The sequence below is a fragment of the Corynebacterium sp. ACRPS genome, from assembly GCF_022346005.1.
Lineage (GTDB): Bacteria > Actinomycetota > Actinomycetes > Mycobacteriales > Mycobacteriaceae > Corynebacterium.
Genome location: NZ_JAKRMY010000020.1, coordinates 18,365 through 34,160, shown reverse-complemented (window position 1 = coordinate 34,160; position 15,796 = coordinate 18,365). Strand labels below are relative to the sequence as shown.

The following is a 15,796-nucleotide window of genomic DNA, read 5'->3' as shown; positions in this document are numbered from 1 at the left end:
GGGGCCACGATTGGGGGCGGGCGCCATTCGCGCCTATGCAGCTATTTGCCGTACCCCGCTTTTAGTGCTTTGACCGCTAGTTCAAGACGAGACTTGGCGTGAAATTCCGTTAACAGGCTAGAAACGTATTTCTTTACCGTTCCTGGGGCATAGTGGGTGCTTTTTGCGATCTCTTCGTTGGATTTTCCCTCGCACACTAAATCGAGAATCTGCGCTTGAGCAGGCGAAATATGGTGCTCAGGGGTGGAAACCGCAGACGGGGATTGAGCATCGTTTTCGCTCCACTCGGGCATTTGTTGGAATAAGCGCGTTAATGGTTGGGGAGCTACGACCGTGCCACCGCGGACGGCCTCGCGTACCGTGTCCAAGATGTAGGCTGGCTTCGAGCTTTTGAGGATATAGGCTGCCGCCTTATTGGATAGGACTTCCCTTAGGGTGTCGTCATTATCCATTGCGGTCATAGCAATGAATACCGGCGGATTAGGCAGCTCATTTAGCTCGCGCAGCAGCGCTGTGCCGTCCATCTCCGGCATATGAATATCCGCGATGACGGCATCGACATCGTGCTGTTCTAGCTGCTGTAATGCGGCTTTCCCATTTTCTGCAACGGCGATGATTTCCATATCTTCGGCCGCAGCGAAATAGTGGCCGAGTGCCTCGATGACCAGTGGATCATCATCGACTAAGAGCAGCGAAGTCTTTACTTGAAGCACCATGGGGCTGGGCAGCCAAAGACGAGCTCTGCCGAAGACTCGTACTTGTTGTTTTGTGGGAGATCGCCTGGGGTGAGGTCTGCGCCGAAGAGAGAGGTGGACAGCATGAGGGGAGTGAGAAAGCTAGCGAGAGCAGCCTGCATGGCACGACTCCTTTTATATAAAAACCGGATTTATAAGAAACATACGTAAGTGTAGTAAAGGGATGGTGGCGCTGCCAGCGAAGGTGAACAAACTAACGTTGTTCATGCGCAGATGGGGGCAGTGCCAGCGTGAGCTCCCAGTGATCGTCGACCTGACCGGCTTCAAACCGGGCATCGATAGTTGCTGCGAGGCGCGTCATCGAATTAAGGCCTATGCCGGAGGAGGTCTCCGGTGTGGTGCTCGTTGGCTTGGCAATAGGGTTGCGGATAGTAAGAATCGTCCATCCCAAATGTGGTTGGGCCGATACGGTAATTTTCGCCCCAGGTGGCGAGTACTTGACGGCGTTGAGGCAAGCCTCCCTGGTGATGGCTACGACCGAGTCAAGAACAGAAGGAGAAAACTGGGGGCAAAAATCTTCTCCGCTTACCTTAATGATTGGCGTGCGGTTGAGCTTTGATAGCTGTTCTTCTTCCCAGGCCAGTACCTGTGCAAGGCTTGTAGGGCGTGCGGCTTGTTTAAAACTGAATTCGTCGTTGATGCCGTCAATATTGGAACGCAAGACTTTAGTTAAAGCGCGTATTTCAGACATCGACGAGCGCATTGCATCGCTTAATTCATCGAGGCGGCGGCTGAGCTCCGGTGTGCTGGCGTATTCCAAGCTGAGCGCTTCTAGCTGCATGGTATTGACGGTAAGGCTGGAAATTACCGAGTTATGCAGGGTTTCAGCTAGGTCGGACTGTCGGCGCTTGACATCGTTATTCCACTCCACCATGGCGGTTTTATAGCGCCGTGCGGAATGGGCAAGTGAGCTACCGATGAAGGTGCTAATGACCAAGAAAATTCCCCAGACCAGTGCCGGTGTTGGATTGAGGGCTAGCCGCAACGTACTAGGATCTACCAGCCCTACCAGCCAAAACACTACGCAGAGAAGAATCGACTGCCACTTGGTGCTGCGAAAAGCGAATACGGCAAGGAATACCGGGGCTAAGAAAACGGAACTGGCGTAGGGGATACCCACGGTAAGGATGGCAATAATCCAAATTGCCAGAAACCCCACTGCCATCGTCTTCGGGTATCGATAGGCAGATGTAGTGATGGCCGTCAAAATTAACCCGACGATTGCCGCTGAAAGTTGGTGTTTAGTTGGGGTGAGAAATGCGGCGAAAAGGGTAAGGGCCAAGCAAATGATGGCGATCAGCGCTGCGGTGCGCTGTAGGGTCATCGCCGCCCGAAGGCGGTGGCGAAATGGAAGTGGCGGGGTGAAAGTCACGGTGGAATGCGCCTCTTTGGGGCTCAGGCTGAATAGTTGTGAAAAAGCTTGTGGCGTCTCGCACCTAGCTTAAGGCCTGGAAGCGTGAAACCAGCAAATGAAAACAACTAAACCCCGCACCTTCCGGTGCGAGGTTTAAAACCTGCATGGAAAAGTGCGGGGGTTTAGTCGGTCTTCATGAAGGAGTGTAAACGCGAAGGTTTACTTAAGCGTTAGCTGCGGTTTCGGTAGCAGCGTCAGCGTTGTCCTTGGAGGACAGGCCCTCGAATACGGAGGATAGGCCTGCGGAGTCGGAGTTGGACTCGGAGGACAGTTCAGCAATGCCCTTGATGGCCTTGAAGATTGCCTCGAAGTCGAGGGCGGAGCTGAGGTTTACGAGGGTACCGAGCATCGGTGTTTCCTTTCGAGTTGGCGGAGTGAAACTACAAATCAATCTCTCTCTGGGTAGCAACCACATCAGTGGCTGCTGTGGTTTCCAGTATGTGCGAGTTAAGTACGCCTGCCAAGCCTCTTTTGGATCCTTTGTGAGGTAACTTTTGGCCACCTTTTTACGGCCCTTTGGGGAGCTTTTGGGTGTGGAAGAGTTTGTTTTAAAAGGTAGTTCACTCCTGTTTGAAGCAGTAGGAGGGAGTGGAGTTTGAGGCTAAGAGCTGGGAAAATGGAACAATTTTTGAGGAGGGTTGAGCCGGCGGGAATAAGATTTGAGTGTGGGAGGTTATAAAGATTGAGTGACACAGGCTCAAGAATTTATGAACGAGTTTGCAACTTCTGTTAGAGTAGCGCTCGGACGCAACGAGAAGTTGAGTCACTCACAATCAACTTTATTAACTGCACTCGATAAAAAGGAGAATGAATCATGGGACGCGCAGTAGGTATTGACCTTGGTACGACGAACTCCGTCGTTTCCGTACTGGAAGGTGGCGAGTCCACCGTTATCGCTAACTCCGAAGGTTCCCGCACCACGCCTTCCGTTGTAGCGTTTGCTAAGAACGGCGAAATCCTGGTTGGCCAGTCCGCCAAGAACCAGGCCGTGACCAACGTGGACCGCACCATCCGCTCCGTCAAGCGCCACATTGGTACTGACTGGACCGTCAACATTGATGACAAGGACTACACCTCCCAGGAGATTTCCGCTCGCACGCTGATGAAGCTGAAGCGTGATGCAGAGTCCTACTTGGGCGAGGATGTTACGGACGCCGTTATTACCGTCCCTGCATACTTCGAGGACGCACAGCGTCAGGCCACCAAGGAAGCTGGCCAGATTGCCGGCCTGAACGTCCTGCGCATCGTCAACGAGCCCACCGCGGCTGCGCTTGCATACGGCCTGGAAAAGGGCGAGCAAGAGCAGACCATCTTGGTCTTCGACTTGGGCGGCGGCACCTTCGACGTGTCCTTGCTGGAAATCGGCGATGGCGTCGTTGAGGTTATGGCTACCGCAGGTGACAACACCTTGGGCGGCGATGACTGGGATCAGCGCATCGTTGACTGGTTGGTTGACCGCTTCAAGAGCTCCCAGGGCGTTGACCTGACCAAGGACAAGCGCGCCGTGCAGCGTCTGCGCGAGGCTGCAGAGAAGGCCAAGATTGAGCTGTCCTCCTCCCAGCAGGCCAACATCAACCTGCCTTACATCACCGTTGACTCCGACAAGAACCCACTGTTCTTGGACGAGACCCTGACCCGCACCGAGTTCCAGAAGATTACCCAGGATCTGCTGGACCGCACCAAGGCTCCGTTCAACCAGGTCATCAAGGATGCTGACCTTTCCGTCGGCGATATCGACCACGTTGTGCTGGTCGGCGGTTCCACCCGTATGCCGGCCGTATCTGACCTGGTCAAGGAGCTGACGAGCAAGGACCCGAACAAGGGCGTTAACCCGGATGAGGTCGTTGCAGTGGGTGCTGCACTCCAGGCAGGTGTGCTGCGCGGTGAGGTTAAGGACGTGCTGCTTCTCGATGTCACCCCGCTCTCCCTCGGCATTGAAACCAAGGGCGGCGTGATGACCAAGCTCATCGAGCGCAACACCACCATCCCGACCAAGAAGTCCGAGACCTTCACCACCGCAGAAGACAACCAGCCTTCCGTGCAGATTCAGGTCTTCCAGGGTGAGCGCGAGATGGCTACCGCCAACAAGCTGCTGGGTTCCTTCGAGCTCGGCGGCATCGCACCGGCACCTCGCGGCGTGCCCCAGATTGAGGTCACCTTCGACATCGACGCCAACGGCATCGTCCACGTGACCGCCAAGGACAAAGGCACCGGCAAGGAAAACACCATCAAGATCCAGGAAGGTTCTGGCCTTTCCCAGGAAGAGATCGACCGCATGGTCAAGGACGCCGAGCAGCACGCTGAGGAAGACAAGAAGCGTCGCGAGGAGCAGGAGCTGCGCAATAACGCAGAGTCCACCTCCTACCAGACCCGCAAGTTCTTGGAGGATAACGAGGACAAGGTCTCTGAGGACACCAAGACCAAGGTCACCGAGGCTGCTGACGCCGTGGACGAGGCACTGAAGGGCGATGACCTCGATGCCATCAAGTCCGCAGTAGAGAAGCTGTCCACCGAATCCCAGGAGATGGGCAAGCAGATCTACGAGGCACAGGCTGCAGAGGGCGGCGCCGAGGGTGCTGGCGATGCCGGCGCCGCACAGGGCGACCCAAACGTGGTCGACGCTGAAGTTGTGGACGAAGACGAGAACTCCGACGACAACAAGGACGGCGACAAGTAATGACTCAGGACAGCGGAATGCCGCAAAACCCAGGCGACCCGGAAAACACGGATCCGGAGGCTACCTCGGCTGACCGCGCTGAGGCTGCCGCCGAAAAGGCCGAGGAAGCACAGGCTGCCAACGACGCACAGGCTGATGCCTCCGAAGAAGCCAAATTGGATCCCACCCTTGATGCTGACCTCGAAGACGCGCTGGCTGATGTCAACGCCGATGAGGTCGAGGCCGAGGAGGAGGGCGATGATCCCACCTCCACCGGCGCTGCCACCAACGATGTGGAGGCGCAGTTGGCAGAACGCACCGAAGACCTGCAGCGTCTGAATGCGGAATACACCAACTACCGCCGCCGCACCGAGCGTGACCGCCAATCCGTTATCGAAACCGCGAAGGCAAAGGTCATTAGTGACTTGCTGCCGGTCCTCGATGACCTCGATTTGGCCAAGCAGCACGGTGACCTGGAGGGCCCGCTCAAGGCGGTTGCGGATAAGCTCCGCAAGGGCCTAGAGCAGCACAACCTCACCGCCTTTGGTGAAGAGGGCGAACCCTTCGACCCAGAGATGCACGAGGCCGTGCAGGATTTGTCCTCCGGCGATGAGCAGGTGCTCGGCACCGTGCTGCGCCAGGGCTACCGCGTAGGCGAGAGGCTGGTGCGCAACGCGCTGGTCATCATCGCGGACCCCGGTGAGGATTCCGGCAGTTCGGAAGGCACCGAACAAGCCGATTAATCCGGGAAAAGGGCGCCTTGGGAACTGACTGATTCAACTTCCCCCGGCGCCCTTTTTACTAATTACAACCGATTCTTCTTGAAAGGAGGAGATGCCCAGTGAGCGCTAAACCCGAATGGGCAGACAAAGATTATTACGCGGATCTGGGGGTCTCCTCGTCCGCAGACCAAAGCGAGATCAAGCGCGCGTACCGCAAGCTTGCCCGCGAAAACCACCCCGATACCCACCCCGATGACCCCGCGGCAGCGGACCGGTTCAAGCGGGTTGCGGAAGCATACGATGTGCTTTCCGATGCCTCCGAACGCAAAGAATACGACCAGTTCAAGGCCATGCTGCGCAATGGCGGTGGCTTCGGACGGAACGGAGGCGCCGGCTTTCCCGGCGGGTTTCGATCCACGAACATGGGTGGACAAGGTGCGCAAGACTTCGACCTCTCGGACCTCTTCGGAGGTGCCACTGGAGGATCGTCTCAAGGCGGCGGTTTTGGGGATATCTTCGGTAGCGTTTTCAACCGCAGCGGTAGTGCTGGCCACTCAGCTAAACCGTCGCGGGGGGCCGACGTCGAAACGGAAATAACCCTCGATTTCCGCGAGGCCGCCAAGGGGACCACCATCCCGCTGGCCTTAAGCGGTAACGCGCCGTGCACCACGTGCCATGGCTCGGGTTCTTCCTCCGGCAAGACCTCAACGTGCGGGACCTGCAATGGCTCCGGATACACCTCGGAAAACCGCGGTGCCTTCGGCTTCTCCGCGCCGTGCAAGGATTGCGATGGCACGGGCCGCCGCATCACAGATCCGTGCCCAGACTGCAACGGCACCGGAACGGTGCACCGCACCCGGAACATCACGGTCCGCATCCCCGCCGGCGTCATCGACGGCCAAAAGGTCCGTATCGCCGGCCAAGGCGAGGCAGGCCCGAATGGCACCCCGGCCGGTGACCTCTTCGTTGCGGTCACCGTCAGGCCTGACAAGGTCTTTACCCGCGACGGCGACGATATCCACATCACCGTCCCCGTCTCGTTTGCCGAGCTCGCCCTTGGTGACACCATCACGGTTCCTACCTTGGATAGCCCGGTCCGCGTGAAGATCCCGGCTGGCACCCCGGATGGCCGCACCCTGCGCGTGCGTGGGCGCGGCATTGCCAAGCGCGCCGGCAAGGCTGGCGACCTCTTGGTGAGCGTGCAGGTCACCGTGCCTTCCAAGCTCGATGCTGCGGCCTCCAGCGCCCTGCGTACCTATGCACAAGCCGAAAAGGACTCTGGCTTTAATCCCCGCGCAGGCTGGGCCGGCGCGGAGAGCAATTAAGGCAGGAGGTGCATTGCACAATGAGTACTGGAAAGGCAGAAGGCTCCGCCACTGCGGTCTACGTTATTTCCGTGGCCGCCGAGCTTTCCGGGATGCACGCCCAAACCCTGCGCACCTATGACCGCATGGGTTTGGTTTCCCCGGCCCGCACCCGGGGTGGCGGCCGCCGTTATTCGGATCGCGATATTGAATTGCTCCGCAAGATTCAGGCGCTGTCGCAAGACGATGGCGTCAATCTCGCCGGCATCAAATCCATTATCGAGCTAACCGAAGAACGCGATCGGCTCGAAGCCGAACGCGATGCGCTTGCCGATGAAGTCCGTGCCCTCCGCGACCAACTCGCCGCCGGGCAGCGCTCCGGATCGCAGCACCCCCAAGCCCAGGGGCAGCACACCCGCGGCGCACAAGGCCCGCAAGGTCCACAAGGCCCACAAGGCTCGCAGGTCCCGGTGCGCTCCCAACGCAGCGGCGAGCTCGTCCACGTTCCGCGGTCTACCTCTGTGGTGATGTGGAGCCCGCGCACCGCGCGCGATCGCAAACGCAATCGCCGAAACAACGGCGGCTAAACCGGCTAAACCGGCTAAACCGCCTAATTCGTCCTGCGGACGAGAAACCTCAACTTAAACCCTCCATACCTTTCACGGCGTAGCGCCCGCACAGGTATGGAGGGTTTATCTCTGCCCAAAAGTCCCTCACCCTGGCAATGCCACACCCGCATAACCGGACTTTGGCCTGTGAAGAAATGTTAATTCCCCACCCCTATTTTGTGCGAGATGCGAAAAATTGCATTACTATGGCCGGAAAGCAGGTGAGGTACACCACAGTAGAGCGCCTGCAGTGGTCCGAGCCATAACCGGCAAGGGCCATACCTGGCAAGAGCCACAGTCAGAATTTCTACACGAGAGGACACCACCATCATGACTTTGTACGCAGCGCCCGGAACCGAAGGGGCTATCGTTAACTACCGCGACCGCTATGACAACTACATTGGCGGTAAGTGGGTCCCGCCAGTCGATGGCGAATACATGGACAACATCAGCCCCGTGACCGGTGAAGTATTTTGTCAGGTGGCCCGCGGCAAGGAAGCCGATGTCAATGCGGCCATCGACGCCGCGGAAAAGGCGTTTGCTACCTTTGGCAAGACCACGCCAGCAGAGCGCGCGCTCTTGCTGCACCGCATCGCGGACCGGATTGAAGAAAACCTCGAAAAGATCGCTGTGGCGGAGACCTGGGAAAACGGCAAGGCCGTCCGCGAGACCTTGGCCGCCGATATCCCGCTGGCCGTTGACCACTTCCGCTACTTCGCGGGCGCCATCCGTGCACAGGAGGGCCGCCTGTCCCAGATCAGCGAAGACACCGTGGCCTACCACTACCACGAGCCGCTCGGCGTTGTCGGCCAAATCATCCCGTGGAACTTCCCGCTGCTCATGGCCTCCTGGAAGATTGCACCGGCCCTAGCCGCTGGTAACTGCATCGTGCTGAAGCCCGCGGAGCAAACGCCAGCTTCCATCCTCTTGCTCATGGACATCATCGGCGACCTCCTCCCAGACGGGGTCCTCAATATCGTCAACGGCGTGGGCGAGGAAGCTGGTGCGGCATTGTCGGGATCGGATCGCATCGCCAAGATCGCGTTCACCGGCTCCACCCCAGTGGGCAAGCTCATCAATAAGGCCGCCGCGGACAAGGTCATCCCGGTCACCCTGGAACTCGGCGGTAAGTCGCCGTCCATCTTTTTCAAAGACATCATGGATGAAGATGACTCCTACCTGGAAAAGTGCGTCGAGGGATTCGTCATGTTTGCACTCAACCAGGGCGAAGTCTGCACCTGCCCATCGCGCGCCCTGGTCCATGAGGATATTGCCGATAAGTTCTTGGAGCTCGCCATCGAACGCGTCAAGAAGATCAAGATCGGCCACCCGTTGGATACCGAAACCATGATGGGCGCCCAGGCCTCCCAGGAACAGATGGACAAGATTACCGAATACCTCAAGATCGGCCCAGAAGAAGGCGCGGAAACGCTCACCGGCGGCCACGTGAACAAGGTAGAAGGCCTCGAAAACGGCTACTACATCGAGCCCACGGTCTTTAAGGGCAGCAATGAGATGCGCATCTTCCAGGAGGAAATCTTCGGGCCAGTGCTGTCTGTGGCGACCTTCAAGGATTACGACGAGGCCATCGAGATCGCAAATACCACCAACTTCGGCCTCGGCGCCGGCGTGTGGTCGCGCCAGCAAAACATCTGCTACCGCGCCGGGCGCGATATTCAGGCCGGCCGCGTGTGGGTCAACCACTACCACGACTACCCAGCACACAGCGCCTTCGGCGGCTACAAGGAATCCGGCTTGGGCCGCGAGAATCACTTGATGATGCTCGGCCACTACCAGGAAACCAAGAACATGCTGGTCTCGTACTCCGACGCCCCCGCAGGACTCTTCTAAACCCACAGCCTGCTTTAATCCGCCCTCGATTCCCCGGAAGCCACCGTGCCCAACCCGCGCAGGAACTGCGGATTTTCCCAATAAGACCCGTGGTCCCCGGGCAGGCCATCCGCTCCGGGGAGGGGAGTGGCGCCAAAGGACTGGGTGGTGGGATCTGGGCCATGGATTCCGCTGAGTGGCCCCGTCGCGATGGCTATGGGGTCATTGTCATTGGTTGCCGCCCACACGGTGCCGTGCAGCTCGCGAGCATGCTGGGCGCTGGTGCCGGGGCTGCCCACGAGCACGATATCGGAGGCGATTTCTTCTTCGCGCGCCGCGTATCCGGTTACGACGGAGCCATAGGAATAGCCCACCACCGTTCGCTTCGCGTCTGGATACCGCTTGCCGATGCCCCGCTGAAACCGCACCAGCTCCTGCCCCGCCGCCCGCGCGGGATCGGCATGCACGGCGCGCGGCAAACTCGACGGGGCCTGATAGCCCAACCACACGGCGGCAGGACCACCGCTCGCCTTAGCGATATTGCGGCCGCGGTCCACGGCGCGCTGCCAGGTGGTGGGATCGGAGGAATGTACGCCTTCAACAAACGTGGTCACAGACGCTGGTTCCGTGCGAAAACCCTCCGGATCCACCAGCGCCACCAGTCGGCCGGGGCTGGTTTCGACGATGCGCATATCGGGGTTATCCGCGGCCAGCTGCGCCACGCGGTCGCTGGCTTGGGCGAGGTTGATCTCGTGGATGGTATCGAGGGGGAGATCGGCAAAATCCTCGAGCCGCCGCGGCGGTTCCACCCCGGCGGGCGTGCAGAGGGCGTCGATTTCTTGGGAGCAGAGCCAATCGAGGGCATCGCCAAGCGCACGTACCTCCCGCAGTAGCACGCCGCCGGCCAGTGCGGCGGGCCCAGAAAACTCATCGACCTTGCCCAAAAAGGAAATGATCCGCGCCTCCACCCCCTCGCGCCAGGCCTGCAGGTCCGCGTGCCGGTCAAGCACCTCGATGACCTGCTCCATCTGCCCAAGGGGGCTACTCAGCCACTCGGTCGCCTCCGCTAACCCGGATCGCGCCGCCACGCCCGCGGGCCCACCCAGCGATAGCGAGTGCCAATCGTGGTGCGAGTCCACATAGTGAGTGTGCAGGCCAGAGCGATCCGCGGCGAGCTGCGCGGCGCTGTGGCGCAGGGCAGTCGATAAATTCATCGCGCCCTCCTCAAGCTCGCAGCGAGCGAGGAATCGAGCGCGCCGCTGCGGTCCAGGAAGACGTGGAGGCTGCGCAGGCGCTCGGAAACGGTGGCATCGCTAAGCTGCTGCGTCTCAGACCACTGCGCCACCGCGCGCTGCAGGGCGGCAGACGTCCGGGAAGCCACGCTTAAGCGTGCCCCCGGCATAGCCGCCGCCGGCCGCGCCCTCAACGTGCGTACATGTGCGGGAAGGTATTCAGGAATATCTACATAACTCATGGCCTTAAGCGTGGCCGCTGCGGGCTGTGGCCGCGAGGGCAAAACCGCCAACCTGTGGATAACTAGGTGACGCTGCACTAAGTTGGGATTTATGAAAGTAGCAGCAGTGCAATTGACCTCCACCGGCAGCATCGAGGAAAACCAAGAACTCGCCCTGGATAAAATCCGCGAGGCCGCGGTGGCGGGCGCGCGCCTTATCGTGCTGCCCGAGGCCACCTCGCAGAACTTCCGCTCGGGCCGCCTGGACGAGCAGGCGCAGAACCTCGAAGGTCCGTTCGCCACCGCGATTCAGGAAGCGGCGGAGGAATTGGAGGTCACCGTCGTCGTCGGCATGTTCTGCCCAGCCGATACCATCGAGCGTGAGGACAAGACCATCAACCGCGTATCCAATACCGCGCTCGTCGCAGGCCCGGGCGTGCTGGGTGGCTACGAGAAAATCCACACCTACGATGCCTTTGACTACCGCGAATCCGATACGGTGCAGCCTGGGGAATCCTTGGTGACCTTCGACGTCGATGACCTCACCGTCGGCGTCGTGGTCTGCTACGATATCCGTTTCCCAGAGCAGTTCAAGGACTTGGCGCGCGAGGGCGCGCAGCTCATCGTCGTGCCCACCAGCTGGGCGGATGGCCCCGGCAAGCTAGAGCAGTGGCGCCTGCTCACGGCCGCGCGGGCGCTGGATTCCACCAGCTATATCCTCGCCGCGGGCCAATCCCGCCCAGGCGGCAACGCTGAGGCCGGGTCCCCCTCGGGCCCGACCGGCATCGGGCACTCCACCATCGTCGATCCCAACGGCGTGCGCGTGGCCGAGGCCGGCTACGAAGACGAAATCCTCTACGCCGATATCGACCCGCAAGAAGTAGCGAAGACGCGCCGCTCCCTGCCGGTGCTAGAACTTAACGACTAAGACTGCGCCGCATAATCCTCCGGCAGCCACTCCCGGTCGCGGCCCCAGCTGTGGCTTAAGATCCACTGCTTGCCGATGCCCCTTTTCTCCAACCCCCTCCTTCCTTCCGCTACCTCCTCGGCGCTGCCGAAGAGGGCGAAGTAGGTGGGTGTGCCTGTGGATAACTCGACCTCGTTGACTACTACATCGGTCGGGTCGGGGGAGAGGGTGTGGGTGGCGGCATCGGCAAGCGGCCGTGCCCCCAGCAACCACGGGTCGTTTTCCTGCCGGATGATGCGGCGCAGGCTGAGATCGGGGTAGAGGGCCGCAAGATTCTGCTGGAAATGCGTGTCATAGTGCGCGCCGGGGCTATCCGCAACGGCAAAAACCTGCAGGGCCAGGTTCTTCGCGAGGCCCTCCTCGCCCGCATCCGCGGCCTGGCGGGCCGCCAGCGCCAAGCACCGCGCCGCCGCCCAGCCCGTGCCATAGGCCACGATGACCAACCTGCCGCCGCGCAACGCGCGCAGGTCCTGCCAGATGGACCCGGTGGGCCGGCCCAAAGTCCACCAATCACCCGGCTTGGTATGCGCAAGCGACCGCGAAGCCTCGCCCACCGCGGCGACGTGGAAGACCAGCTGGCCGGTGGCATCGCTTGGCTGTGCGGGGGTGAGCATGCGCCATTGGCCGGGAAGGTACTGGGTGGTGACGGGGAAATACTGCCCCGGCTCAAAGGCTGCGGGCATTCCCGCCTCGACGCGAATGATCGCGGTTTCACGCGTCGGCCGATCCACCGCGACCACCTGCCCCGAATACGCCGGCGCCTCCCCAGCCAGGTCCGCCTCGCGCGCCGCAGTGGCCATCTCCGCGCAGACCTCGTGGATGACGGCACAAGCGAAGTCGTATTGGTACCGCGTCAGCGCCAATACCCGCAGGCCTTTGATGAGCGCCTCCTCGAACCGCGCGTACACCTCGGCCGGGAAGCCGTGCCTGCGGTGATCGCGGCCGAGCTGCGCAATCTTCTCCCGGACGCCCTCGGACAGCGCAGCCCCAACCCCGGATCCAACCCCCGTGCCGGCCTTGCTGGGCTCCGCATGTTCAATCACCCACGCCAATGCGTGCACCATGGACCGGTGGGTGTCCTGCATAGAAAGGGAAAAGACCTGCCGCGCCTCCGGCACCATGAGGAAAAACTGCTCATGCACCGCATCGCGGTAGTCGTCTGCATACTTCCGGAAGTGCTCGCCCAATTCCCACATGTTTTCCCATCCTAGTGTGCTTGCCTGCCTTTTAGCGTGCGCATTTTCGTCCCCGCGCTATAGGTCCAGCACCTTGATAACCTCGCGCGCCGCCATGCGACCCGCCCGCGTCGCTCCCACCGTCGAGGCGGTCGACCCATAGCCGGCGAGGAAAACCCGCGGGTTCGCGACAGGCGAGACCTCGTTGCGCATGACAATCCCGCCCTTGCGTGAGCGCAATCGCAACGGTGCCAGGTGGTCCAGCACCGGGCGGAAACCGGTATTCCAAAAGATGACGTCCACCGCCAAGTGCGTGCCCGCCGGATACGGCTGCCATGCCGCCACGCTTTCCGATGCCCCCGCCACCTCACTGCTCACATCAGTTCTGCCGCCGGCCGCCGTCTCGCCGTCTGTCACCGTCGAGTGGTCCGCCGCAGCGTCACCCCTCGCGGCGGCCCCGCCGCTCGCAGACCCGCTAAACCGCACGCCGGTCGCGTCAATGGCATTGAACATGCCGCGCGAGACCAGAACGCCGCGCTCGACCGCATCCAGGTATTCCTGCCAGGGCGGAATCCCGGTGGTCGAGACCACCGAGGCTGGAGGATTTCCGCTAAAGACCCGCTCGCGGACCTTCTTTTCCACATCCAAGCCCCACTGCTTATCAAACTCCGTATCCGTAAAATCCGGTGCTCGCCGCGTGGCCCAAGTGGTTTGCGCGATGCCTTCAAGCTCCAATAAGAACTGCACCGCGGATAGCCCACCGCCAACGACCAACACGTGCTGGCCTGCAAAATCCTCCGACGCCGAATAATCCTTAGTGTGCAGTTGGCGCCCGCCGAAACTGCCGATGCCCGGAATATAAGGAATATACGGCCTATCCCACGTGCCAGTGGCGTTAACGATGGTGTCCGCGGAAAACTGCTCGCCGGACTCCAGCGTCACGAGAAACGCGCTGCGCGCTGCATCCTCCCCGCGCAGTTCTGCTGCGCCTCTCGGCTCGGGCTCGCCATGAGCAGCGTGCACGCCGCGCGCGCCGGGCTCTCCGGGCAGGGCGCGGACGCTGCGGACGCGCGCCGGGCGGTAGGGTCGCAGTTGGAACTTGTCCTCGTAGGCGCCGTAGTAGTCGGCGACTACGTGGGAGGCGGGGGAGGAGGCATCGGCAAGCGGGGCGGGCATGCCCGGCAGGCTCGCGATGTTGTGGGCCTTGCCCAGCGTCAGGGAATCCCAGCGGTGACGCCAGGCGCCGCCGGGGGCGGGGTTGGCATCGATAAGCAGAAAGTCTTGGGCGGGGATAAGGCCGCGGGAGGTGAGCTGCTGGGCCGTTGCCAAGCCTGCCTGGCCCCCGCCGATGATGATGCTGAGGTAGTGCTCCACCGTGCCATTGTAACGGGGGTGAAAAATCCGCCGTATGTTGTGGCTCACTACATGATAGGTAATGTACTTTTTATCTGCGCGCTCGCTACTCGTGAGCAGCCTGCCATAACTGCACAGCTAGAAAGGATTCCCATGGAAGATTTTTCCGCTTATACGCTCATGCTGGACGTGGGTTGGATTTCCTTACTCATGGTCATCGGCAATATTTTGCGCCACCAAGTGAAGTTTATCTTCCAGGACTTATTGCTGCCTGCCCCCATTACCGCCGGCCTGCTTGGCCTGCTGGTCGGGCCCAACGTGCTGGGCTGGATCAACTTCTCCGATAACCTCGGCGACTACACCTCCATCCTCATCGCCGTGGTCTTTGCCTCGATGGCGTATTCCATGGAGGTTGGCGGCAACATGGGCAAGGGCGCGCGCAATATGTGGGGCTATTCCACCATGATGTTTACCGGCCAGTGGGGCCTTTTCATCGTGCTGGGCCTGCTCTTCTTCGCCCCGGTCTTTGATACCCCGAACTGGTTCGGCATGATGCTGCCGGTTGGATTTACCGGTGGCTTCGGCACGGCCGCCGCTGTGGGTGGCGCGCTGGAGGGCGTTGGCGCCGAGGCGGCAGCGTCTCTGGGCTTTACCTCCGCGACCGTCGGCACGCTGGCCGCAATTATCGGCGGTGTCATCGCTGGTAACTGGGGCATCCGCAAGGGCAAGGTGTCCTACGTTCCCAAGGAGCTGCCGGAGGAGATTCGCCGCGGCTACATCAAGAACCTGGATGATCGCCCCTCCCTCGGCCGCGCGACCACCAACCCTTCTTCCATCGAGCCGCTCGCGCTGCACTTCGGCTTCATCATTCTCACGGTCATGACGGCGTACGGCGTCAATAAGGGCATCTCCAGCATTTGGGAAAATGTTTCCATCCCGCTCTTTGCGATGTCCATGGTTATCGGCCTCATCTTTCGCGCCATCATGAACTTCGCCGGCGCCGAGGACTACCTGGATAAGGATTCCGTATCCTCCATCTCCGGTGCCGCTACCGATTACCTCATCGCCTTCGGTGTGGCCGCCATTGTTCCTGCCGCTATCGCCTCCTACTGGCAGGCACTGCTCGTTCTGTTCATTCTGGGCACCATCTTCTGTACCTTCTTCTTGATGTGGTTCCCCGCCGAGTTCTTTGGCGAGCGCTGGATCGAGCGCGGCATCTTCGGCTGGGGCTGGGCGACGGCCACCGTGGCTACCGGCATCGCCGTGCTCAAGATCGTCGACCCGAAGCTGAAGTCCGGCACGCTGTCCGAATACGGCATGGCCTACATCGGCTTCGGCCCGTTCGAGATTTCGTGGACCATCATTGCACCAATGGCGGTGATGTACGGGTTTACCGGCGCGTTCGGTGCCGTTTCGCTGGCCATTTCCATCGGCGTGTACCTGACGTTCAAATTCATGGGCTTGCTCCCGCCGCGCGGCACGATTTTCAAAGAGGGCATCGGCCACGTGGGTCAGAAACAAGAAACCTAGCCCTCACATATCTACTCTGCGCAAGCCGG

At 60.6% G+C, this 15,796-nt stretch carries 15 protein-coding genes; 7 read left to right on the top strand and 8 right to left on the bottom strand.

Translation table 11 applies throughout. From position 1 onward, the window contains the following. Positions 1-41 precede the first annotated feature (41 nt). From MHX65_RS10445 to MHX65_RS10430, 4 genes are all read right to left on the bottom strand, one after another. Positions 42-716, bottom strand: a complete 675-nt coding sequence (locus MHX65_RS10445) for a response regulator (RefSeq protein WP_239270011.1) — start codon at positions 714-716, stop codon at positions 42-44. Then, positions 701-856, bottom strand: a complete 156-nt coding sequence (locus tag MHX65_RS10440) for a hypothetical protein (protein WP_239270010.1) — start codon at positions 854-856, stop codon at positions 701-703. The genes MHX65_RS10445 and MHX65_RS10440 overlap by 16 nt, the downstream gene beginning before the upstream one ends. A gap of 92 nt (positions 857-948) precedes the next feature. Further along, positions 949-2,127, bottom strand: coding sequence for a sensor histidine kinase (locus MHX65_RS10435; RefSeq protein WP_239270009.1), 1,179 nt, complete (start codon positions 2,125-2,127; stop codon positions 949-951). Between the two features lie 205 nt (positions 2,128-2,332). Then, positions 2,333-2,518, bottom strand: coding sequence for a hypothetical protein (locus tag MHX65_RS10430; protein ID WP_239270008.1), 186 nt, complete (start codon positions 2,516-2,518; stop codon positions 2,333-2,335). Between the two features lie 465 nt (positions 2,519-2,983). Here MHX65_RS10430 and dnaK point away from each other — a divergent pair, with 465 nt between their 5' ends. From dnaK to exaC, 5 genes are all read left to right on the top strand, one after another. Further along, a complete protein-coding gene (gene dnaK, locus MHX65_RS10425) occupies positions 2,984-4,846 on the top strand; it encodes a molecular chaperone DnaK (RefSeq protein ID WP_005279388.1) in 1,863 nt (620 codons plus the stop codon). Beyond that, complete coding sequence (grpE, locus tag MHX65_RS10420) at positions 4,846-5,568, top strand: nucleotide exchange factor GrpE (RefSeq protein WP_239270007.1); 723 nt, start codon at positions 4,846-4,848, stop codon at positions 5,566-5,568. The genes dnaK and grpE overlap by 1 nt, the downstream gene beginning before the upstream one ends. 98 nt (positions 5,569-5,666) lie before the next feature. Continuing rightward, entirely contained in the window at positions 5,667-6,872 is a 1,206-nt protein-coding gene (gene dnaJ / locus MHX65_RS10415) for a molecular chaperone DnaJ (protein ID WP_239270006.1), read from the top strand. Between the two features lie 20 nt (positions 6,873-6,892). Continuing rightward, positions 6,893-7,438, top strand: a complete 546-nt coding sequence (locus MHX65_RS11575) for a heat shock protein transcriptional repressor HspR (protein ID WP_304504142.1) — start codon at positions 6,893-6,895, stop codon at positions 7,436-7,438. A 351-nt stretch (positions 7,439-7,789) separates the two neighbouring features. After that, a complete protein-coding gene (gene exaC, locus MHX65_RS10405; RefSeq protein WP_239270005.1) occupies positions 7,790-9,310 on the top strand; it encodes an acetaldehyde dehydrogenase ExaC in 1,521 nt (506 codons plus the stop codon). A gap of 14 nt (positions 9,311-9,324) precedes the next feature. On the opposite strand, the gene MHX65_RS10400 is transcribed toward exaC, so the two are convergent. Then, a complete protein-coding gene (locus tag MHX65_RS10400) occupies positions 9,325-10,503 on the bottom strand; it encodes an alpha/beta hydrolase (RefSeq protein ID WP_239270004.1) in 1,179 nt (392 codons plus the stop codon). Continuing rightward, entirely contained in the window at positions 10,500-10,763 is a 264-nt protein-coding gene (locus MHX65_RS10395) for a hypothetical protein (protein ID WP_034659553.1), read from the bottom strand. Before MHX65_RS10395 ends, MHX65_RS10400 begins: the two co-directional genes overlap by 4 nt. Positions 10,764-10,854: 91 nt before the next feature. Here MHX65_RS10395 and MHX65_RS10390 point away from each other — a divergent pair, with 91 nt between their 5' ends. Next, positions 10,855-11,670 (top strand): carbon-nitrogen hydrolase family protein, encoded by an 816-nt coding sequence (locus tag MHX65_RS10390; RefSeq protein ID WP_239270003.1) that lies wholly within the window; start codon positions 10,855-10,857, stop codon positions 11,668-11,670. Here MHX65_RS10390 and MHX65_RS10385 read toward each other — a convergent pair. Both MHX65_RS10385 and MHX65_RS10380 read right to left on the bottom strand, forming a co-directional pair. After that, complete coding sequence (locus MHX65_RS10385; RefSeq protein ID WP_239270002.1) at positions 11,667-12,905, bottom strand: FAD-binding oxidoreductase; 1,239 nt, start codon at positions 12,903-12,905, stop codon at positions 11,667-11,669. The two genes, MHX65_RS10390 and MHX65_RS10385, sit on opposite strands and share 4 nt — an antisense overlap. A 57-nt stretch (positions 12,906-12,962) precedes the next feature. Beyond that, on the bottom strand, positions 12,963-14,258 hold the full coding sequence (locus MHX65_RS10380; protein ID WP_239270001.1) for an NAD(P)-binding domain-containing protein: 1,296 nt from the start codon (positions 14,256-14,258) through the stop codon (positions 12,963-12,965). A gap of 132 nt (positions 14,259-14,390) precedes the next feature. Between MHX65_RS10380 and MHX65_RS10375 the strand changes: the two genes are divergently transcribed. After that, positions 14,391-15,767: a sodium/glutamate symporter gene (locus MHX65_RS10375; RefSeq protein ID WP_239270000.1), complete on the top strand. Its 1,377-nt coding sequence runs from the start codon at positions 14,391-14,393 to the stop codon at positions 15,765-15,767. Positions 15,768-15,796: the final 29 nt, after the last annotated feature.

Coding starts and splice junctions, on each gene's coding strand:
- MHX65_RS11575 (WP_304504142.1), top strand. CDS start 6,893: ATGAGTACTGGAAAGGCAGAAGGCTCCGCCACTGCGGTCTACGTTATT.
- MHX65_RS10375 (WP_239270000.1), top strand. CDS start 14,391: ATGGAAGATTTTTCCGCTTATACGCTCATGCTGGACGTGGGTTGGATT.
- MHX65_RS10445 (WP_239270011.1), bottom strand. CDS start 716: ATGGTGCTTCAAGTAAAGACTTCGCTGCTCTTAGTCGATGATGATCCA.
- MHX65_RS10440 (WP_239270010.1), bottom strand. CDS start 856: ATGCAGGCTGCTCTCGCTAGCTTTCTCACTCCCCTCATGCTGTCCACC.
- MHX65_RS10400 (WP_239270004.1), bottom strand. CDS start 10,503: ATGAATTTATCGACTGCCCTGCGCCACAGCGCCGCGCAGCTCGCCGCG.
- MHX65_RS10395 (WP_034659553.1), bottom strand. CDS start 10,763: ATGAGTTATGTAGATATTCCTGAATACCTTCCCGCACATGTACGCACG.
- exaC (WP_239270005.1), top strand. CDS start 7,790: ATGACTTTGTACGCAGCGCCCGGAACCGAAGGGGCTATCGTTAACTAC.
- MHX65_RS10430 (WP_239270008.1), bottom strand. CDS start 2,518: ATGCTCGGTACCCTCGTAAACCTCAGCTCCGCCCTCGACTTCGAGGCA.
- MHX65_RS10385 (WP_239270002.1), bottom strand. CDS start 12,905: ATGTGGGAATTGGGCGAGCACTTCCGGAAGTATGCAGACGACTACCGC.
- dnaK (WP_005279388.1), top strand. CDS start 2,984: ATGGGACGCGCAGTAGGTATTGACCTTGGTACGACGAACTCCGTCGTT.
- grpE (WP_239270007.1), top strand. CDS start 4,846: ATGACTCAGGACAGCGGAATGCCGCAAAACCCAGGCGACCCGGAAAAC.
- MHX65_RS10390 (WP_239270003.1), top strand. CDS start 10,855: ATGAAAGTAGCAGCAGTGCAATTGACCTCCACCGGCAGCATCGAGGAA.